23 protein-coding genes are annotated in these 20,997 nt (G+C 32.0%); 3 read left to right on the forward strand and 20 right to left on the reverse strand.

What is annotated here, in order from left to right; translation table 11 throughout:
• The first annotated feature begins 221 nt into the window (after positions 1-221).
• Positions 222-1,382: an MFS transporter gene (locus QLQ94_RS11795; protein WP_482499843.1), complete on the forward strand. Its 1,161-nt coding sequence runs from the start codon at positions 222-224 to the stop codon at positions 1,380-1,382.
• 335 nt (positions 1,383-1,717) lie between these two features.
• Here the strand turns inward: QLQ94_RS11795 and QLQ94_RS11800 are convergent, their stop codons facing one another.
• The 11 genes from QLQ94_RS11800 to QLQ94_RS11850 form a co-directional block, all read right to left on the reverse strand.
• Positions 1,718-2,194 carry a DUF6265 family protein gene (locus QLQ94_RS11800; protein WP_271335827.1) on the reverse strand — a complete coding sequence of 159 codons (477 nt, stop codon included), beginning with the start codon at positions 2,192-2,194 and terminating at the stop codon, positions 1,718-1,720.
• A 257-nt stretch (positions 2,195-2,451) separates the two neighbouring features.
• Positions 2,452-4,761, reverse strand: a complete 2,310-nt coding sequence (locus tag QLQ94_RS11805) for a type IA DNA topoisomerase (RefSeq protein ID WP_482499845.1) — start codon at positions 4,759-4,761, stop codon at positions 2,452-2,454.
• Positions 4,762-5,235: 474 nt separating this feature from the next.
• Positions 5,236-5,982 (reverse strand): hypothetical protein, encoded by a 747-nt coding sequence (locus tag QLQ94_RS11810; protein WP_271335829.1) that lies wholly within the window; start codon positions 5,980-5,982, stop codon positions 5,236-5,238.
• 479 nt (positions 5,983-6,461) lie between these two features.
• The gene (locus tag QLQ94_RS11815) at positions 6,462-7,541 is read right to left on the reverse strand and encodes an acyltransferase family protein (protein ID WP_482499847.1); all 1,080 of its coding nucleotides are present in this window, start codon (positions 7,539-7,541) and stop codon (positions 6,462-6,464) included.
• Between the two features lie 40 nt (positions 7,542-7,581).
• Entirely contained in the window at positions 7,582-8,217 is a 636-nt protein-coding gene (locus QLQ94_RS11820; RefSeq protein WP_271335831.1) for a toxin-antitoxin system YwqK family antitoxin, read from the reverse strand.
• Between the two features lie 180 nt (positions 8,218-8,397).
• A complete protein-coding gene (locus tag QLQ94_RS11825; RefSeq protein WP_271335832.1) occupies positions 8,398-9,042 on the reverse strand; it encodes a hypothetical protein in 645 nt (214 codons plus the stop codon).
• A 101-nt stretch (positions 9,043-9,143) separates the two neighbouring features.
• Positions 9,144-9,509, reverse strand: a complete 366-nt coding sequence (locus QLQ94_RS11830) for a hypothetical protein (protein WP_271335833.1) — start codon at positions 9,507-9,509, stop codon at positions 9,144-9,146.
• Positions 9,510-9,624: 115 nt separating this feature from the next.
• Positions 9,625-9,966 carry a hypothetical protein gene (locus QLQ94_RS11835; protein WP_482499850.1) on the reverse strand — a complete coding sequence of 114 codons (342 nt, stop codon included), beginning with the start codon at positions 9,964-9,966 and terminating at the stop codon, positions 9,625-9,627.
• A gap of 152 nt (positions 9,967-10,118) precedes the next feature.
• Complete coding sequence (locus QLQ94_RS11840; protein WP_271335835.1) at positions 10,119-10,556, reverse strand: hypothetical protein; 438 nt, start codon at positions 10,554-10,556, stop codon at positions 10,119-10,121.
• A gap of 18 nt (positions 10,557-10,574) precedes the next feature.
• Positions 10,575-11,297, reverse strand: a complete 723-nt coding sequence (locus QLQ94_RS11845) for a hypothetical protein (protein ID WP_482499851.1) — start codon at positions 11,295-11,297, stop codon at positions 10,575-10,577.
• Between the two features lie 167 nt (positions 11,298-11,464).
• Positions 11,465-11,893 carry a copper resistance protein NlpE N-terminal domain-containing protein gene (locus tag QLQ94_RS11850; protein WP_271335837.1) on the reverse strand — a complete coding sequence of 143 codons (429 nt, stop codon included), beginning with the start codon at positions 11,891-11,893 and terminating at the stop codon, positions 11,465-11,467.
• Positions 11,894-12,051: 158 nt separating this feature from the next.
• On the opposite strand from QLQ94_RS11850, the gene QLQ94_RS11855 reads away from it, so the two are divergent.
• A complete protein-coding gene (locus tag QLQ94_RS11855) occupies positions 12,052-13,533 on the forward strand; it encodes a carboxypeptidase regulatory-like domain-containing protein (RefSeq protein ID WP_482499853.1) in 1,482 nt (493 codons plus the stop codon).
• A 227-nt stretch (positions 13,534-13,760) separates the two neighbouring features.
• Here QLQ94_RS11855 and QLQ94_RS11860 read toward each other — a convergent pair whose 3' ends face one another.
• The 4 genes from QLQ94_RS11860 to QLQ94_RS11875 are packed head-to-tail and all read right to left on the reverse strand — an operon-like array spanning position 13,761 to position 16,574.
• Positions 13,761-14,417, reverse strand: coding sequence for a hypothetical protein (locus QLQ94_RS11860; RefSeq protein WP_482499854.1), 657 nt, complete (start codon positions 14,415-14,417; stop codon positions 13,761-13,763).
• Between the two features lie 42 nt (positions 14,418-14,459).
• A complete protein-coding gene (locus tag QLQ94_RS11865; protein WP_482499856.1) occupies positions 14,460-15,470 on the reverse strand; it encodes a hypothetical protein in 1,011 nt (336 codons plus the stop codon).
• 11 nt (positions 15,471-15,481) lie between these two features.
• Positions 15,482-16,117, reverse strand: coding sequence for a hypothetical protein (locus QLQ94_RS11870; protein ID WP_482499858.1), 636 nt, complete (start codon positions 16,115-16,117; stop codon positions 15,482-15,484).
• A 1-nt stretch (position 16,118) separates the two neighbouring features.
• On the reverse strand, positions 16,119-16,574 hold the full coding sequence (locus tag QLQ94_RS11875; protein WP_482499860.1) for a hypothetical protein: 456 nt from the start codon (positions 16,572-16,574) through the stop codon (positions 16,119-16,121).
• A gap of 782 nt (positions 16,575-17,356) precedes the next feature.
• Between QLQ94_RS11875 and prfA the strand changes: the two genes are divergently transcribed.
• Positions 17,357-18,433 (forward strand): peptide chain release factor 1, encoded by a 1,077-nt coding sequence (gene prfA, locus QLQ94_RS11880; protein WP_271335843.1) that lies wholly within the window; start codon positions 17,357-17,359, stop codon positions 18,431-18,433.
• A 571-nt stretch (positions 18,434-19,004) separates the two neighbouring features.
• On the opposite strand, the gene QLQ94_RS11885 is transcribed toward prfA, so the two are convergent.
• Genes QLQ94_RS11885 through QLQ94_RS11905 form a run of 5 tightly spaced genes read right to left on the reverse strand, consistent with a single transcriptional unit; the run spans position 19,005 to position 20,972 of the window.
• Complete coding sequence (locus QLQ94_RS11885; RefSeq protein WP_271335844.1) at positions 19,005-19,364, reverse strand: hypothetical protein; 360 nt, start codon at positions 19,362-19,364, stop codon at positions 19,005-19,007.
• A 23-nt stretch (positions 19,365-19,387) separates the two neighbouring features.
• A complete protein-coding gene (locus tag QLQ94_RS11890) occupies positions 19,388-19,768 on the reverse strand; it encodes a hypothetical protein (protein WP_271335845.1) in 381 nt (126 codons plus the stop codon).
• Positions 19,769-19,803: 35 nt separating this feature from the next.
• Positions 19,804-20,088 carry a YtxH domain-containing protein gene (locus tag QLQ94_RS11895; protein ID WP_271335846.1) on the reverse strand — a complete coding sequence of 95 codons (285 nt, stop codon included), beginning with the start codon at positions 20,086-20,088 and terminating at the stop codon, positions 19,804-19,806.
• A gap of 51 nt (positions 20,089-20,139) precedes the next feature.
• Positions 20,140-20,292 (reverse strand): lmo0937 family membrane protein, encoded by a 153-nt coding sequence (locus tag QLQ94_RS11900; RefSeq protein WP_109746162.1) that lies wholly within the window; start codon positions 20,290-20,292, stop codon positions 20,140-20,142.
• 32 nt (positions 20,293-20,324) lie between these two features.
• Positions 20,325-20,972, reverse strand: coding sequence for a porin family protein (locus QLQ94_RS11905; protein WP_271335847.1), 648 nt, complete (start codon positions 20,970-20,972; stop codon positions 20,325-20,327).
• Positions 20,973-20,997: the final 25 nt, after the last annotated feature.

The raw sequence follows: 20,997 nt of genomic DNA on the forward strand, positions 1-20,997 counted from the left end.
TATCTAAATAATTTGCACCTGTATCAAATTCTGAACTCTTTAATTGGTTTTGCAAAGACTTGATTTAATCTGCCTATTGCCATATTTTGTCAATTTTATTTTAGAATTTATTCAAAATAACATGACAAATAATATTTTCGGGCTTTTATTAAAAAACATGAAAAGGGTAGAAGTTACACTTCAAAACCTTAATTTTGTAGCCTTATAAAGAAATGCTCTTCATGATTTTACCCTTTTTTAAAAAATTACAAAACACCCCCAGGGGATTCCGTATAGCCAACACTGTATTTTTTTTCCTTTCCGGATTTGGATATTCTTCGTGGGTCTCCCGAATTCCGCATATAAAAGCACAGTTGCATTTATCTGAAGCTCAGTTTGGAACTGTTTTATTTGCTTTTCCGATTGGTTTAATGCTCACAATGCCGTTTACAGGAAAACTATTAAATAAATACAGTAGTCGGTATGTGATGCTGTTAGGAGCCATCATGTTTAATATTGTATTGGCTTTGCCTGGTTTAGCTGCTTTTGTATGGCAATTGGTGATTATCCTTTTAATCTTTGGGGTATCTCGTAATATTTTCAATCTGTCTATTAATGCACAATCGCTTGAGGTTCAAAAATTATATCCGCAATCGATCATAACCCGTTTTCATGCCGTTTGGAGTATTGCCGTTTTTGCAGGAGCTGGTTTAGGATATGTTATGGTAACCAAGCATATTGCACCATCAGAACATTTATTGGGAGTAAGTATTTTTATGCTCGGTCTTACGGCTTGTTTTTATCCATTGAGTATTCATAATCAGCCTGTACCGGTAAAAAAGAAGTTCTTTTCGATGCCGGAAAAAAATCTGGTCAAGTTTGCCATAATTTGCTTTGTCTCTATGGCTTGCGAAAATACGATGTACGACTGGAGTGGGATCTATTTTGAAAATATACTGCACGCTTCTCCAAAGTTAACCAGTGCTGCATTTGTATTTTTCGCTACTGCGGTAACCTTAGGACGCTTGTTTGGCGATTATGGAGTGATGAAGTTTGGTACGAAACGAATCTTGCTTTACAGTGGTATTTTTATCACTGTAGGGTTTTTAGTTTGTTTTCTATTGCCTTTTATTTACCCAACAATTTTTGGATATGTATTAATTGGCGTTGGGGTTTCATGTGTGGTTCCGTTAGTATTTAGTATTGCCGGAAGATCGTCGAAACTAAGCAGTGGTTCTGCATTAACATCGATTTCTACTATTGGTTACCTTGGTTTTTTATTGGTGCCGCCAATGGTGGGGTTTATCTCTGAATACTTAAGTATGAAATGGGCGTTTTTGATCATGGCACTTTTAGGTATCCTGATGATTTTGATGGTGAATAAGATTGGGGAGAATGAGTAGTTTTTTTTTATCGACTTTTTTGCGCTGGACTAAAGTCCAGCCTTACAAAATGAATCGAACCGAAGGTTCTTTATATACTAGAGTTTGGTTGAAATTAGATTAATAAGAAGCTTTTATAAGTCTAATTATAATCCCGAAGTTTCAGACATTGCTATACTATAATCGATTCCTAAGAAATTTTAAGACTCCAAAAAAAGCCGTAGGCTCGACCAATATTCTAGGGCTGGACTGAAGTCCAGTTAAAAAAAATATCAAATTCGATTACGATTATGTGCATTAAAAAAAGTCAAATTAAATTATGATTATACGCGTCAAAAAAAGACTTCGTGAGATCATTATTTCTTAACCAAAACAAATTTTTCAGAACTTACTTTTCCATCTAATTTTCCTGAAATTTCTGCAGTCAAAGTATTATCAGCTCCTTTTGTGTAAGTGATTTTTTGAGGATAATCGTGTTTTGGATTTTCGAAAACCAATTGCTTGTCAGATTCGGCGGTTGAAGGAAATGCTACCGGTTTATCATCATTCTGACCTTTTACGGTTGCAAAATAAGTCAGTGTTTCTCCTTTTTGAGCTAAAACAATGGTTTCGAAATGCAAAGTATCTTTTCCTTTAATAAAATAAGAAGAGGCAGTAAAAGAGCTATCGTTAAGTCTTGTCCAGCTTTCTGTTATAACACCATCCGGAGATTTGTTTTCCCAGTTTCCGATAAGCCAATCTGCTATTTTGATTTTATCTTTTTCTACAGATTCTTTTTTTTGACAAGAAATAACGGTAACTAAAAGCATTAAAAGAGTAATTTTCTGAAACATATTTACGGTTTTTGATGTTAAATTGAGAAGCTAAGATATTAAAAAAAAGTTTGTCACGAATTGCACTAATTTCCACGAATTATTATTCAAATTGTAAATAGAAAACTCGCTATAAATTGAAATGATTTTATTTCACGCAGATTTAAAAAGATTTGAGCAGATTCTCACAGATTTATATAATTAAATCAAAATTAAATCTTTTTAAATCTGCGTAAAAAAAAATTCGTGCTAATTTGTGCAATTCGTGGCTAAAAAAATTATATACTCTCGCTCAATATAGCGTATACCAATTCCTTAGTAGGTTTTTGATTTTTTAGTTTTGCCCTAACATCATCAAAAGTCACTTTAAAATCACAACCCAGTTTATAATCTCCACAACCATAAGCCGTTTTTCCTTTCATGATCGTTCCTTTTTTACATTTTGGGCACGTTAAGGCATCAGAATCTGTTGTTGCGACAGGTTTGGCTTTTAGAGCTGTTTTTTTGACTTCTAATTTTAGTTTGTAGTTTTCTTCAAAACGAATCAAGCCTTCAACAATTCCTTCATCGGTTTTGAAACCTTTTATGTTTACGGTTGATCCTTTTTGAACCAATCTTAAATATTGGTTTTCGGATATTTTTTTCTCTGCAAAAGTATTCGGTAGTAAAAAATCACAACCTGCTTTATAGTTTCCACATCCGTAGGCTGATTTTCCTTTTATAAGAGTTGCTTTCTGGCACTTCGGACAAGTTTCAGCCAGAATTCCTGCAGCTTTCTTTTTTTCAACTTTCACTACTTCTTTTTGAGTAGCGGCAGCATGCGAAATATTAGCATGTCGGGTTTCGCTTCGTACTTCGGTAACCAAAGCCTCGACCATTCGCTTCATGTTTTTGATAAACGCTCCAGCGGTAAAAGTGCCTTTTTCGATATCTTTAAGCTGCTTCTCCCAGGAACCTGTCAATTCAGCCGATTTGATCAATTCATTCTGAATCGTATCAATAAGCTGAATCCCTGTTGGTGTTGGTAAAACCTGTTTTTTATTTCGAACAATGTACTGACGTTTAAAAAGTGTTTCGATAATATTCGCACGTGTAGACGGACGACCAATACCATTTTCTTTCATCAATTCTCGCAAATCTTCGTCATCTACTTGTTTTCCTGCAGTTTCCATGGCACGCAGTAAAGTTGCCTCCGTAAACTGATTGGGTGGTTTGGTCTCTTTTTCTAAAAACGAAGGTTCGTGCGGACCTTTTTCTCCCACAACAAAACTCGGTAACAAATCGGCTTCTTTTTCTTTGGCATTCGGGTCTTCAAAAACAACACGGAATCCTTTTTTTAGGATTTCTTTTCCGGTGGTTTTAAAGTGTACTTTGGCTGCTTTTCCAATTACTGTAGTATTGGCCACCAGACAATCATCATAAAAAACGGCAATAAAACGTCTTGTAATAATATCGTAAACCTGCTGCTGATTGTATTGTAAATTACTTTCTATTCCGGTTGGAATAATAGCATGGTGATCCGTAACTTTTTTATCGTTGAAAACCTTAGGTGATTTTTTAATCTTTTTTTCTAAAAGAGGTTGCGCTAATTCGGCGTATTTGGTTAATTTTTGCAAAATTCCCGGTACTTTCGGATAAATGTCATTGGGTAGAAAAGTCGTATCAACTCTGGGATACGTCACTACTTTTTGCTCGTACAAAGTCTGCACGATTTTAAGCGTTTCATCTGCCGAAAACCCAAACTTGGTATTGCAATATACTTGTAAACCCGTTAAATCAAATAGTTTAGGCGCAAACTCATTTCCGTTCTTTTTCTCGACCGAAACAATTTCGAATTCGCTTTCTTTGACTTTATTGGCTAATAATTCTCCATCTTCTTTTTTCAGGAAACGACCATCTTCATAACTAAAAAGGGTTTCTCTGTATAGAGTCTGTAATTCCCAATAGGGTTGAGGTTTAAAATTTTCAATTTCTTTCCAGCGATCTACAACCATTGCCAATGTGGGCGTTTGTACACGGCCAATAGACAAAACTTGTTTGTATCCACCATGTTTTACGGTGTATAATCGTGTGGCATTCATACCCAATAACCAGTCGCCAATGGCTCTTGAAAATCCGGCGTAGAATAAATTATCGTAGTTTTCAGAGGGTTTTAAGTTTTCGAAACCTTCTTTTATCGCTTCGGTTGTTAAGGACGAAATCCATAAACGCTGTACTTCGCCTTTGTAATTGGCTTCGTTCATAACCCAACGCTGAATCAGTTCTCCTTCTTGCCCGGCATCCCCGCAGTTAATGACCAACTCGGCTTTGTCGAATAAGCTTTTTACAATTTTGAACTGTTTTTGGATTCCTGAATTCTGAACTACTTTGGTTTCGAATTTCTCCGGAAGCATAGGTAAGTTGTTCAAATCCCAGCTTTTCCAGTGCGGTTTATAGTCGTTTGGTTCTTTTAAGGTACATAAATGCCCAAATGTGTAGGTCACCGCATAACCGTTTCCTTCAAAATATCCATCATGTTTGGTATTGGCTCCCAAAACGGATGCGATTTCGCGTGCTACACTTGGTTTTTCAGCAATACAGACCTTCATTTTTCTCCTTCTTATTTGAATGCGAAATTAGGGATTTAGAAATTGGTATTGAAATTATATAGGGACAAAGTGGCAAACAGGCAAAGGGACAAAGGTTTTTTTAATCGCGCAATCCTGATAGTTATCGGGAGCAAAGACGCAATTTTTTTTCTTTATTTCACGCAGATCGTGCAGATTAAGGCAGATTTAAATTTGATTATATAAATCTGCGAGCATGTGCTTCAATCTTTTTAAATCTGCGTGAAAGAAAACTTTAATCTGTATAATCTGTGTGAAGTGATTTTTTTTCAATCTTGCCAAAAGGAATATTTCTTTGAGTATTTGTTTATTCTTCTAAAATATATTCAAAATTGCCATATGCCGGGATTGTTAGAATTCCATTTTTGTTCATTTCGTTTGTCGATTGTGTATAAATGAAATGATACCGCCAAATAAAAAATTCTTCAAAAGAGATCTCTTTGTTGTAACCTAATTTTACATAGGTCTTTTTGCTGATTTCGTAATATTATTTTCGATCGAGGCAGTTTTCAGATTGTTTCTGTTATTGCCATAAACACTGATATATTTATTATCAATTTCCTTCGTTTGATTACCGTAAATTCCAAAAGATTCAATTTGCGAATTTGTATTTTCGCTGATTCTGAAATAATAATGGTTTCCATTTCTTAAAGGCCTGTTGTTTTGTTTAAGAAATTCTTTTTCTACATTATTAATTTGCCAGGAATCCAGTAAGACATCACTTAAAATAAGAAAGGACCATTTTTCAAAACTTTCAGTTTTTGAAATTGCCGTTTTTTCGAATAACGATTTTATTTCCGGTAATTTTTTAAAGATTGATTTAGTTATTTTTTTTGAAATTGGTTTTGCATATTTATAAAGTAACTCTCCGTCTTTTGCATCAGAAATAAAAACGGTGGGTTTGTATTGATTATTGATCTTATGAAGCCAATTTTTAGATTCTAAAAAGGCGATTAACTTTGACATTTTTTCATCATCAAACTTTGCGAAATCTTGAAAATTGTTTAGGGAGAAACCTTTATGAAGCGCAAATAAAAGCTTATCTAAACTATCTTTTTGTACTTCAAAATCAGGAAAATTGTCTCCTCTCGAAATCATAGATTCTTCAATTTTTATTTTGAAAATTCCATCAATCTTATTTTGAGATTTTACCTGTTTTGTAAATATTAGAAAAATCAGGATCAATAAGTTTTTTACTTTCATTAGTTTATTTGTTTTTACCACTAAGGCACTTTTTTTTATATTACGATCTCGAATCTCGATGGCTATCGGGATCAGAGACGCAAATATTCTTTATATTTTTTTTGAATTGGAGTTTTGGGATGCAATTGGAAGTGGTGGGATTAAAAGATATTGAAAATTAATCATGCAAAGGCTCGAAGGCGCAAAGTTTTCAAGCAGTTTTGTTAATCTTGCCGAAACTTAATTTTTTTCTGTGTTAAAATTTTGAACTTTGCGCCAAATTCTCAGATTACTAAGTTTAATATGCTTAAAATTTAATCGCCCAGAGTTGTAAAGTTTTTTGTTTTCGCGCATATCGTGCAAATTAAGTCATATCTAATTTTGATTCTATAAATCTGCGACCATCTGCTTAAATATTTTTTTAAATCTGCGTGAAACAAAAAAATCACTTCAATCCTTTTAATCAGTGGCTTTAAATAAAACTTTACGCGAAATGTATTTTAAATCTTCTTTCTCCTATCCGTAAGATATTTTCGAATAGGGATATCGTAGAAAATCATTGTCAAATAGGCAACACCTAATAAAAGCAATGTTCCAATAAACATAATCAAAGCCAGTTGACCTGTTTCAGGTTTATATTTGGTGTAATAGTTGGCAAATATCCACATGGCTGCGTAATGCGTCATGTATAACGGATACGATATTTTTCCGAAGAAGATACATAGTTTTCTGAATACGGGCTTTAGAGTTGCTCCGGCGCCTAATACGATCAGTAATGGAAAATAGAGTAGTACTACAAAAGGTTCTGTTAGCCAATTGAAATCTGAAAAAGGGATAAAGAACGTTAAAAGCAATAATACAGATAAACCGATAAACCCCAGTTTTGATTTAATAATCCAATTGGAGCGGTAGATGAGCATTCCTGCTAAAAACGAGTACGAAATACGGGCACAGCCATCCCAAAAGGTTTCTCCGCTCCATCCGCCCATTAGGGAACCTCCCGCACGATGACTGACAAAACATATTCCTGCTGCTGCAAAAAGGGTTAATATAAAAAGGGAACGACGGCTTAGTTTGTATAGAAAAAGGGCATAAAAAATATTAGCCACATATTCCCAAAACAAGGACCAGCCAGGCGCATTTAAACCAAATAAATTGAAATAACGATCTGCCATTGCCGGAAACGGAATTAGAAAAACCGAAGCCAGAAAGATCAATATCACTTTGCCGGTTTCGTAGGCTTCAGGATGTCCGCCAAACGGGTCAAATAAAAAAGTCAACAAACCCAATACAGAGCCAAAAACAACCAAAGGATGTAATCTGATTAATCTTAATTTAAAGAAGTCGGTAAGTTTCATTTTGTCAATACGGTCATTGTAAGCGTAAGCAATAACAAATCCCGAGAGACAAAAGAAAAAGTCAACTGCGAGGAAACCGTGGGCGATAAAATTTTCTTTGGGAGGATAAACGATTTCCATAAAATGAAAAAAGACAATTGCCAAAGCGGCTACTCCTCTTAATCCGTCCAGGATTTCAAAATGTTGTTTTGGTTTTAATGTTTCGGTAGTGGTTTGGGGCATGTTTTTTGGCTTTTATTGATAGTGTGTCTTATAAAATATACTATAATCGTTTTTCGTACTTAATGTCCGTAATTTTCCCACTACTGTCATAAGTGGTTTCTTTTTTTTCTATTTCTGAGGTATAATCAATCTCTTGGCGTAAGGTTCCATCAGAGAAATTGTATTTCCAAATTCCTATTTCTTTTGAGTCGTTTGAGTAAGTTCCTTCAACTACCAAAATTTCATTTTTAGAAAAAACACTGAACTTACCAATTTGATTATTATGTAGATAATTCTCTTTGGATTTTATTTTTCCGTTTTCCCAATAAACAATTACTTCACCTTCCTTTTTTCCATTGATATAGTCTGTTTCAGAAATTAGTGTTCCGTTTTCATAATAATATTTTTGCAAAGCTTTCTTCCCATTTATATAGTTTAGGGTTTTCAGTATTTTTCCACTGTCGTAAAATTCTTTCCAAACACCTATTTCTCGATTATTTTCAAAATTCCCTGTTATTACCAGCATACCATTTTTTGTATATGAGTTCCATAAACCCTCTTTAGTGCCTTTGTCAGACATGAAACCTTTAACTTTAATTGCCGAACTGTTCTCATAATATTCTTTATAAACTGTAATACTTTTATTTTGAGCAAAAAGAGATGAAAAGTTAAAGAGAAGGAACAATAGTATTTTCATTTGTATATTTTTAAAATTATAGTTTTTTTTTAGATAATAAAACATATAATCCGTTTTGACAAAGATTGGTTTTTTCCGGTTATAAAAAAAGTGCAATAATTTTTGTAGCTTTTTTATTTAGTGTTTTATTCTTGAGTATTTTTTAAATTCAGCTGAGCCAATGTTGTATGTTAGGTATTTTTAACAAGGATACCACCAATGCATAAAATATAATTTTCCATTTTTAATAAATAAATTTATGTATCCGTAATAAATATTATTTTCGTCCTCTCTTAACTGAATTACTTGTAGTTTTCCTTCTTTATATACATCCATATTTCCGATGCTTTTTGTTGCATTCGGAAAGATTTTTTGTAAGTCACTTATTGGTATAGACGAGTTTAATTTGATTCCTTTAAACAAAATAAAATTATTTTCTGTAAATCTAAATTTATCAACGGCTACTTTGTCTTTTGTGTTTTCAAATCGTGAACCATCTTTATACAGATATTTATCTTCCATATCTGAACTTCCATCTTTGTTTTCGAAAATAGAAAAGCAAGGTCCCTCTTCTGATATTAATTTAATGCTGTCTGCTTTTCCAAATACTTCTTCAAATTCACTTATAGAAAAATATCTTTTTAATTTTCCGTTAAAAAGAATATCTTCTTCTTTCATAACTTCATTTAGGAAATCTTTAATAACAGTACTGTCGGATTTAATTTTAGTCTCATAAATTGTTTTTTTTACCTCTTTTGGATGGCCTGATTTTTCAACTGTTTTTGTATTCTTGTTATTACAAGAAAGACAGAATACTAAAATTGATATAAGAACAAGTGTTTTCATTTTGGTACTTTTTTTTTAAGCTGATGTACAGATTTTTAAATGTTTTTCTGTGGTCGGGAATTTATACAAAAGTTGCTATGTTACAGGCAAGCAATCTTTTATTATTTGGTAAAAAAATTGTCCCAAAGATCTTTTTGTTTTTTGTCACTGGTGTAAGGTTCTTTAAATTTCAATTTCAGTCCTTCAATTTCATTGATCGAATTTTCGTAATACTCAAAAGTCAGTTTTCCGTTTTCATAAGTATTTTGCTCGTGAGCCAGGATAATTTGTTTTATTGGAACTAACTTCTCGCTACGCCACTCATAAAGTGTTTTGGATTGATCCATATACCAGCTGCCTTCGTATGTTTCTTCGATTTGCTTTTTTTGTTTTTTTACTTCATAGTCAGTTGAAAACGAACCTGCATATTTGATCGTATTAGTTTTGTCTGAATAATAATAAATTTCTTTCCACGAGTTGCCATTCATGTTACTGGATGACGAAGTTACTATTTCGTTTTTATCGTCTCCGTCGAGGTCTTCAAATTCTATTTTGTAGATAGAAATGTTTGTCTTTTCGCTACCAATTAATTTCCAATTATCCTTATCCAGGTAGAAAAAAATTGATAATGTTGTCTCTAATATTTATTTCTGTTGCAATTATTTTTCTTTTGTCAATGAATTTACCCACTAATAATTGCCTCGATAAGCTGTCTTTTTCGATTACATTTTTACCATAATAAAATGCGGAAGTGTCAGCTTTAGCTAATGCTAAAACACTCGGCAATAATTTATTAAGAATTTGCTTTGTTGTCTTTGTACTGTCATTTTTGTCTTGCAAAAAACTATCATTAGAGATTATTGCAACATTCTTTTTTTGTTTGTCAAGGTTATTACAAGCACAAAAAGCCAAAAGTAAAATGGTTGTAAGTATATAATGTCTCATTGTGTTTGTATATAATGATTTAGGTACTTTGCGATCAGTCAAAAAATTGAAGTATAAAGCCAATATTGTTACTAAAGTTCAATTGAAAAAGGGTTGTTAAATTTTAAACTTCAGTCTGTTTGATACAAAAACTCGTTTTGTAAGCAGTTTTTTTATTGAACTTGTATTTTGTTAATTCTTTTTCTGAACAATAAAAATTGTATTGTGGTAAGCAACAAACCAATTGTTGAAAAAATGGCAAGCGTTGTCAAAATAGTAAAATTATGTAAGCGAATATCAATCAATACATTACTAATGATAAGGATAAAACAAAATAGTGGTATTCCTAAAAATGTTGAAAGTGACAGATAGAAATTATTTCTAATCTTTTCTACCAAATTTAGAAGAAGTACAAAAGAAGAAATAGCCATCGCAATAAAATATATAAATGCAAATCCCATATTTAATAACAGTTCTAAAATCTGGATCAATTTTTCGAATAAATTTCCATCCACCGTTTTTGTTGCTGCAATCACCATATTATAGATAAAAAATAATGCAACGCTTATCAGGAAATTAATTATCCAAAACTTAAATACAATTTTTTTCATTTTTTGTGAAGGTAGTTTTTAGTCCATTTTTTCGTCAAGATAAACAAAATCTCCTGTTTTCATTTTACCAAAAACTTCGGCTTTTAATAAAGGGTTGATGATGAACAAATAACCAACATAGTGTGGTTCTTTCTCTCCCGATGCAATCGTTTTATTCTCTTTATGAATTACTATTTTCATAGTTGTGCTTTCATCATCAAAAGCAGACACAAACCTTATAATTTTGTTTTTAGTGGTCCACTCATATATTGTAAAAGTTTCATTCCAATTATTCTTCAATTTTTTAGGCTTGCCATATTTTTTGACTAATTTGGTAATTAATCCATCACATTGTTTTGACGTAATTTCATCAGCAACAGCATTTATTACTTTTATTGTACCATTTATTGTTGTGGCTACATTAACCTTCTGGAACCGCTGATTTTCAAATACTGCCATTGTATCAATTGAGGTTGAACTTTTTTGACGATACTCTAAACCAATTGCTTTTTTATTTTCTGAATATTCATTTATATAAGTAGTGTCTTTTGCGACCAATTGAGAATGTACCGTTCCTTTTATTTCATAATAACCGTTATATTCTTTACTCTTGTTTTTCTCAGGATATAAGTCTAATATCTTGGTATCAAAATCAAAGCTTTCTAAGTTTAAAGGTTCTTCTCCAATGGGTTTGGTCTGTCCATAACAACTTGTAAACATTGCAGTGCTTAATAAAAGAAGTATTGTAATAATATTTTTCATTTCTGGTTTATGTTTATTTTATTACGGTCGTTCATAAAATTATTGTTAATTTATATGTATGCAAAACAAAGTCTCCCGTTTACACAAAGATTGATTTTTTCCTGTTATAAAAAAGCCACAAAAAGTTTTTCTTGTGGCTTTTTTTTACTGATGACAAATTGAATTATTTATACTTTAAAAACATCGATTCTTTCCATCCAGTCAATTCCTGATTCTAAAAACTGAAGTTTTGTTTTTACTATTTTGTCACTTTTGTCTCTTGGATTTTTGGTTATGAATCTTGCCATTGATTTATTAAAATCCAGCGTATATTTTTCATCAAAATCTTCATTTTTGTTAGAAGAAAAAGTAATCATATTATCTTTTGCACTCCATTTTCCCTTTCCGTATTTATTGACTTCCGGTGGAGTTCCGCCCTGCATTTTCGAATACGAATGAAATTCGAATGTTCCGTCCTGATTTAAGGTCAGTTTATATTCTATGATATGTTTTCCTTCTTCGTCTAGTGAACGCGTATAATTGCCAGCGAAATTGTTCGATTGTGCGAATATTGTTAGATTGAAAATTAAAAATAAGGTTGTTAGTAATAGTCTCATTAGTTTGGTTTTTTGTTGGTTAAAAAAAAGAATCAAAAGGTTTTATCAAAAGTAATTGGTTTGAATTTAAGTTCATTACGTGAAGCCGTAAAAAAATGTCTATTAATTACCCTAGTTTTGAAATTAGCAAAAATGCGAACTAATTAACCTCAAAACCTATGACAAAACATTACACAATTGAATTTTTTAAATTTGAAAAATTAAGCAAGATCCTGTTCTTATTTCTATCACTATTTGCTTTAACTACTTCATGCAGTAAAGATGACGCTCCAGATGTAATAAAACCATCTCCTGGTACAGTAAAAGGAAATATAACTACAGTAGAAAATGGTGATTATCTTGTAGGCGTAACTGTAATTTTAAAACAAACAGGTCAGGAAGATAAAAGTGCTACTGTTGGAGCTGATGGTAATTTTACATTTAGCAACATACCAGCAGGAACCATTAGTTTGGTAAGTTCCTTTCCTTTGTATATTAGTCAAACTACTCCAGCTGTTGTACTAGCCGGACAGACAATAAATGTATCGGTAATTATGGGAGGTGATCCTTCCCTAAAGACCCTAATACCAGATGCTAAATTTGAAGAAGTATTAATTAAATATGGGTATGATGTTGCCCCTGTTGACGGAAGTATACCAACTTATAAAATTAGTAAGGTTAAAGAGTTGAATATAAATGATTCAGGCATTGCAGATCTCACAGGGATTCAGGATTTTAAAGCTTTAGAAAGTTTCTTTTATTCAAACTTATACACTACTTCTAATATAAGATTAACATCATTAGACCTTTCTAAAAATCTTGCCTTAAAAGAAATAAATGTTTCATACAACAAAATAACGACAATAAATATTTCTAAAAATACCGCTTTAGAAATATTAAAAATTAGTGATAATTTAATCGCCAATTTAGATCTTTCAAATCTTACTGCTTTGACTACATTACAATGTAGCAAAAATCCGCTAACTACTTTAGATCTCTCTAAGAATACTTTATTAAAAGAATTAAGTTTCAGTGGTAATATTACTACTATAGATTTATCTAAAAATACAGCACTATTAAAGCTATTTAGCGAAGGTGGTAAATTGAATGCGTTAGATGTTTCTAAAAATACTGCTTTAGAAGTCTTATGGACAGAGAACAACAATCTAACTACGCTAGACCTTTCTAAAAATGCAGCTCTAAAAAATCTATCTTGTGATGGCAATAATCTAACAACCTTAGATTTGAGTGCGAACCCACTTTTATTTATGATTACATGTAGTGGAAACAAAATAACGACATTAAATGTTAGTAAAAATGTCAACCTTGTAACATTATATTGTCCAAACAATCTTATTTCTGGTTTGGATTTGAGCAACAATCCAAAACTAACCAATTTTCATTGTCCTTATAATAAATTGATTTCTTTAGATCTTTCTAAAAATCCGCTTGTTGCGGCGGTAGAGGGAAATTATTTTGCTTGTAATAACAATCTATTAACTATATTAAATTTAAAAAATGGTAATAACAAAAAAATTAATGGAATTAATTTATTAGATAACGCGCCTACTCTTAAAATAATAGTAGATGATGTAGAGTATTCAAATGCTAATTGGAAACCAAATAAAGATACAAGTGCTACTTATATAAGTTCTCTTTAATACAACGATTATATCTTATCGAAGAACGCAAAGTTGTAAAAGCGTGTTCAAAGATTTCATTATTTTATAAAAGCTACCGGAATTATTTTCTGGTAGCTTTTTTTATTTTGCCTAAAGTTTATTGCAATAATATGATTTTATTTCTTTGTGGTTTATTGAAGTGGGCATGAAGTCGGGAGACTTCGCCACGGCGATCGCAGAGCGGGGAGTTTTTTACCCAAGAATGACTATTGCACTGATTTAAAAGATTTAATAAAATTGTAGCTTAGAATATAACCTAAATCTTCGCTTTGATAGTTGATACCAGCCGTATACAAATGGTTGTTTATATAAGAACTGTAAAATTCCTGAGTTAAAATTAGTACGTCAGTTTTAGGATGATACAGATGAACTAAAATTTTATTAAAGTCATATTTACCTAGTTTTAAATCACTTTTTGCAATGTCATATTTTATTCCTTTACCAGAATAGGTTTCATCCAGTAATTTAAGCATAAAAGCTTTGTATTCATCAAACGTCATCTTTTTTTTACCGATTAAAGACTCGTAGTTGGCGCTGAAAATATTGAATTTGTCTTTTTCAAAACCGATTAAAGTTGTACTAGTTCGGGTAATATTTTTTCCTTCTGTGGCATGTTCCTTCATAGCTTCGTAACCTTTGTCTTCTAATTCTTTTGCTCTTTCTTTTGATGTTATTATAAAGCCTTCGGGAATTTCAATTTGCCAATCGAATAAGTTGCATTTGTACTTGCCGTCTTCAATTTTTCCGTCTTCGTGATCTATTATCTCTTCCTTAATCGAAGAAGAATTAACTAGGTTTTGTTGGCAAAAGGAATGCAACGGAAAAAGCGTTAGTAATAAAAGGTTAAAGTATAGTTTTTTCATGATGTTTTTAGTTCGTTTATTTTGGAATTTTGGTGATGTTAATTACAAATCCTGATTTTCTATTGATTTTTGTATTCCAAATATTCCTGCCAGAATCATTATTAGTCCGAAAAAGCCAAATATAACAAAGTTCCAATATTTACGATCTGATTGAATAGTATTTACATCCGATAATTTTAAGTAATCTTTTTTTGATGATTTTAAACTAACAATGTTAATGTTTTCATTAAAAAAATATTTGTCAGCAAATGATAAGGAGTCTACTTTAATTAATTTTCGTTTATATTCGGATTTATTAATTCCAATAAATATAGAATCTCCTACTTTTATCTTATCCATTAAATCGTTTCTAGAAGTAGCATTTATCTCGTTGCCATTTATTATGAAGTTTAAATTAGGGTAGTTTTCTACATTAATCTTGATATAGCTATTTTTATTTTTAATGTATTGAATATGTTCTGAAGTTTTATCACCAAAAACAATAATATCTTGGACGTTGATATCTTTAACTTGTGATGAATTGTAAGCACCGAAAAGGAATAAAAACCCTATTAGTAATAAGAACAAAGCTACTTTTAAACCGAATTTTTGTTCCGTTAATTCTTCGATCTTGAAATTTCGAACTTTGTTTCTTGTAAGTTCATTTTTTAGTTCGAAATAATTATCATAAATACTGCTTGAAATTTTTATTTTTTCACCAGTTTTAATATACAATGTTAAGGTTTCCCATTTTTCATATCTTCCTTTATGTTGTTTTTGGGTGCAACTTTCGACATCATTCAGATTATAATTTTTTATTACTTTTCCATATAACGTAACAGTTAAATTGTTGTTTGCAATACAAAAGGATTTTATTGAAATTAGATTATAACTACAAATTAAAGAGATAATTATAAATATGATGGATAAAATAAGGCAGATGTTTCTTGAATGATTTTCGGGCGTATATTTAGTAAAACAGAATATGGCTAGAGATAAAAAGGCTAAAATCCCTAAAACATAATATGTCCAATTATTCTTTTTCTTTATTGATGTCAAATATGTTTCTGCCAATGTATTTTTTTTTAGGTTGTCATAAGGCTTGCGCCAATTAGGAATGTCAGCTTTTTAGACTCTACAGGTGTGATTATGATTTTTAAGAAGAAACACTTCGTAGAGCAGGAGGTAATAGTTGCAGTAATAGTATGGTTTTGCCAATAATTTAGTTTTGTGTTTTTAACGATAAAATCAATTGCCAATTTTACTTTTTCAGGTTTAGTCAAAGTCAAAATCTTTTTTTTATTAGTTTTATTTTCGTCAGCCGTAAATATATTAAAACAACGTATCGAATAGTTTAAATCCGGCTCCCAATTACGTAATGCTTTTATGTTGTAAGTATACGCATAATTAGTTGAAAGCTTTCCTTGGGTCACAAAAAGTTGTTGAAAATCTGAGATCTCGATAAGGGTTTTTCGAAGCTTGAATCCAAATAAAAAAACTACATTATAAAGTTTATGGTTTTCTATAAATAAACCTTTCTTGGTAAATAAGATCGAAATGAAGATTATAGTCAAAAAAAATAAAACGATCTCAAAACTATAATAAGATTTAAAATCAACCGAGTTAACCATTCCCAAAAACATCATTCCCGTGATAAAAGTCAAAGCAATTAAATTTTGAAATTGTTTGAAATCTAAATTTCTTTCCAGAATAATTTTCATTTTATAAATCCTGATTTACATATATTACTTTCATGTTTTTGTAGTTTGGATATTTTTGTTTGTTGATTTCTAAACAAGCAAAAGTTGCAGCCGCTTCGCCTACAGCACCAGTAGTAAAATCTACTTTGTATTTTATAAGTAAGGTATCATTTTTAATTTTCGGTGTGCAATCACCTATATCTACGTAGATTCCGCCGCCGCCAACTATAAATAAAAACTGTGCAGTTTCTTTGTATAAACTATCCAGATTTCTTTTGTCGAGTGCTGAACCAAAATTAAGTTTTGTCTTCAGGGCATCTTCTTTGTTATCAATCCATTTGCTGTAGTTGAGGGAGTCGTTATATTGAAACTGATCAAATTCGCAGAAATACAATTTAAAATCCTGATTTTCGCTTTTGCAGCTAGTCATAATACCTATTAAAAAGACTATTATTCCCAATGTAAAATTGTTTTTCATAAACTGTTTCTAAATGCTGTTCGAACTTTAAATTTAAGACTTTTTGTATTTTGTGAAGTTATTCAAATTTAAAATAGCGACAATAGGAATCTAGCTTTTTCGAATTTACAGATATGATTACGATTTTAAGCAGCAATACTTCGTAATCGGGTGGAAACAGACTGCGGCTGGATTTCCTTAAAATTTTCATTAGTCAACGAGTCTATAAAATGAGTTTTCATTTTTTAAATATTATGCCTAACTGCGACAACAATCTCCAGATGATTGTCATAGTCTGGGTTAATAAATAATTGTGTACCATTTTCAAGAAGAACTGTACTTTCAAAATAACCTATAGTAATTTGTCCTAACTCACTATAAAATCCTTGAATGCGTTCTGTTTGAATACTTACAATTGACGAAAAAGGAATAAATTCTACCTTACCTGAAACTAAAGTTGTTTTTTGTAAACCATCTTCTACAACAATAATTTCATTAACCGTGCGAAGTTTAAGAATGTGGAGGAATATACTTAATGCTAAAAATAGAATTGATCCTAAAACTACTTTGTAATCTTCATTTCTAAAACCACTGAAAAGGATATAAAACCCCTAGCCCTGATAGAAGTGAAAATCCTTTTGTGCCGGGGTTCGGAACAAAAGATTGTAACGGATAGCAGGAAACAGGCTCCTAAAAACAATCACAATCCCACTAAATTTCCCCCTCAAAAAACACAATAAATCAATAATAGAATTTTAAACAAAAATTTCGTAAATTTGCACTCCAATAAAAGGAATTAGAAAATGTTAGATAGACTTCAAATAGTAAAACAACGTTTCGACGAGATTTCAGACTTAATTATCCAGCCGGATGTTATTTCTGATCAGAAACGTTATGTGCAATTGAATCAAGAGTACAAAAACCTGAAAGCATTGGCTGAAAAGCGTGATGAATATGTGCTTTTGATGGCTAATATAGATGAGGCAAACGAAATTATTGCGGATGGAAGTGATGCAGATATGACCGAAATGGCCAAAATGCAACTAGATGAAGCAAAACAAAGATTGCCAGAACTTGAGGAAGAAATCAAGTTTATGTTGATCCCTAAAGATCCAGAAGATGCTAAAAACGTGATGGTCGAGATTCGTGCCGGAACGGGTGGGGATGAAGCGAGTATCTTTGCAGGAGATTTATTTAGAATGTATACAAAGTATTGCGAGAACCAAGGATGGAGAACATCTGTGGTTGATATGAACGAAGGAACTTCTGGAGGTTTCAAAGAGGTTATTTTTGAGGTATCCGGAGAGGATGTTTACGGAACTTTGAAGTTTGAAGCCGGAGTACACCGTGTACAACGTGTTCCTCAGACAGAAACTCAGGGTCGTGTGCATACATCTGCAGCAACGGTAATGGTTTTGCCGGAAGCGGAAGAGTTTGATGTACAAATTGATATGAACGATGTTCGTGTTGATTTCTTCTGTTCATCAGGACCTGGCGGACAATCTGTAAATACTACGAAATCTGCGGTACGTTTAACGCACATTCCTACGGGATTAGTGGCGCAGTGTCAGGATCAGAAATCACAGCATAAAAACAAAGATAAAGCCTTAACGGTTTTACGTTCTCGTTTATACGAACAAGAATTGGCGAAGAAAGAGGCCGAAGATGCTACAAAACGTACATCTCAGGTAAGTTCTGGAGACAGATCTGCTAAGATTCGTACTTACAACTACGCACAAGGTCGTGTGACAGATCACAGAGTTGGTTTGACATTATACGATTTAGGAAATATTATGAATGGTGACATTCAGAAAATTGTTGCCGAGTTACAATTGGTAAACAATATGGAGAAATTGAAAGAAGCTTCGGAAGTTTTCTAAAGAAGGTTCAAAGGTTCAAAGGTTTTAGGGAGGCAAAGCAAATGTGTCTTTTAGGAGTTCTTTAAATTATAAAAACAGCCTGTTTCACTTGTGTGAAACAGGCTGTTTTTTTGTTCGAATGATTTGATTTTTGTTATCTTTTTTACTTAGATATTCATCAACGAAAAAACCATAGAGAAAAAGAAGTGAAGTCTTATTATACGATTACAAAGAAACCTTTGTCGCTTTGAACCTTAGTTCCTTTGCACTTCTAAAGAAAAAGAGACTATCTCAGATATGAAATAGTCTCTTTTTTGGTTCAGTAATAAGTCTTATTTTAGACTTGCAAAGAAACCTTTGCGCCTTTGTAACTTAGTACCTTTGAACCTTAATAAAAAAATATATAGTGAAGGATATTAACTGTTTAACCGTTTGTTTATAAAACGTATAAAGCAAGTTAGATACCTAGAAATACTCTCGTATATTCAAAACATTTATATAGATTTGAGTACATGTACACACCATTTTTTAATACTATTTCGCTAAGCTTTTCCATAATATATAATTTTTAGTTAGACAATTACTCTTTTGATTATTCTTTTTGTGATGATTCCTCGTTTGGGGATTCATGATGTGGTTTAGAAACTAAATTAGTAACGACAAGTTGCAATAGCGATCCAAAAATGCCTTTGAACATCGAAGTGCTTTTACCTACAACAAATCTTTTTGCGAGGTAACCTATCCCGATGCTTATGGCAGATTGTGCCAGATTGCTTTTGAAACCTACTGTTTCGTTGATTTCTTCAACGGTATTCCTGATGAGGTTAAGAGGTTTTAAGTTGTGCTTAATTTCATCGATTTCATCCTTAATGGCGCACCACTCGGCGTCCTGTCGATCTTCTAATAAACGTATCTTCTGATCTAATGAATCAAGTGTATAAATAGTTTCCATAACAGTCTTTTTTAGTTTTTCGATTAATTTGAATCAGATTTAATGTCTTTTTTAGTTTCTTTAAGAATACTGGAAACAATCATGTTTCCAATAGGAGTTTTAATAAGCTTATGCTGCGCCTTGTGCATGACAATGGCAACAATGAGGTAAAATAATGCCACGGCAAAAAAACCGTAATAATACTCTCCAAGTACTTTTCCAAGCCATAAACTAATCCCAATGTTCAGGAACAAGGTAAAAAATGCAACAACAGCGCCAACTGCTATTCTTGATGTTAATGTTGATAAGACATCTGCTGTGGCTGATACCGTTTTGAGTTTAATTAACTCTAAACTCGTTTTGGTATAGTTTTCTGCTTTTTCATAAAGATTTAAGTTCTCGTTTGTTGTTGCATCTGATTCCATGATAGAGGGTATTTATGATTTAAAAATTTCACTTCTTAGTAGTTCGTTTTTACATTTTTTGCTTCATCTTTGACAGCATTAAAATCTTCTTTTGCCTGGTTGAATTTTGCTTTTCCTTCTTCGATGATTTCTTTACCATTTGAAGAAAGAGTACTAACGATACCGTCAAGTTTTGATTTTAAATCATCTCCGTAATCTTTCGATTTATCTTTGATTTTTTTTCTAGTGTTTGATCCTTTGTCCGGTGCGAATAATACACCTAAAAACGCTCCTGCAGCTGCAGCTCCTAAAATTCCTAAAATTGTGTTACTTGCTTTCATAATATTTGATTTAGTGATTAATATAATTATTATTTATAATGTTGATTTTTTTTAAACTTCACGACCTTTGATAAGTCTGAATAGTATTGCGATAATGGCAATGACTAATAATATATGAATGATACTTCCTAAGCTATAAACAAAGAACCCAAGAGCCCAAAGAATAACCAGAATTACTGCGATTGTATATAATAAATTAGACATGGTTTTTATATTAAGGGGTTAATAATTGTTTTCTAGTTTAACTTGTATGATAAGTATACAGTCAGGTTGCTGTTTTTTGCATCCGGAAATGTATAAGTTGTTCCTGTTATTGCATCAGTTCTTTCTTTACCAACATTTGTTAATCCGTAGTTGTAACGTACACCAATACTGATTGGGTCAAAATCTACTCCAACACCTGCTGCAATACCAGCATCAAACTTGTTGAGGTCATCTCTGTCAATGTCTTGTTCAAAACTAACATCTCCGCTACCAGTTACTTTAGAACTTACTAAATATGAAGCATAACCACCGGCATGAATATTAAAGTTTTTAGTAATATTTACTCTTACTAATAAAGGAACTTCGATATAATTAAGTTTGAATTTTGCGTCTCCAGAAAGTAAAGCACTGTCATATTCTAATTTTGCACCCTTTGTAGTGAACAAAATCTCTGGTTGAATGGCGATATAATCAGAAATAGGTAATGTTGCATAAACCCCGGCGTTAAATCCGTATAATACATTATTGTCATCAGCATTGCTTTGATATAGGTTCGACATATTGAATCCTCCCTTTATACCAAATTCTGTGTTTACATTATTGTCCTGAGCGTGTAGCATTCCAAATGAAGCTGTTAAAAAAAGTGTTAAGGCGCATAAAAAATTTGATTGCATTTTCATAGTTAAAATAATTTAGTTAATAATA

The sequence above is a fragment of the Flavobacterium sp. B114r genome (genome assembly GCF_056824125.1).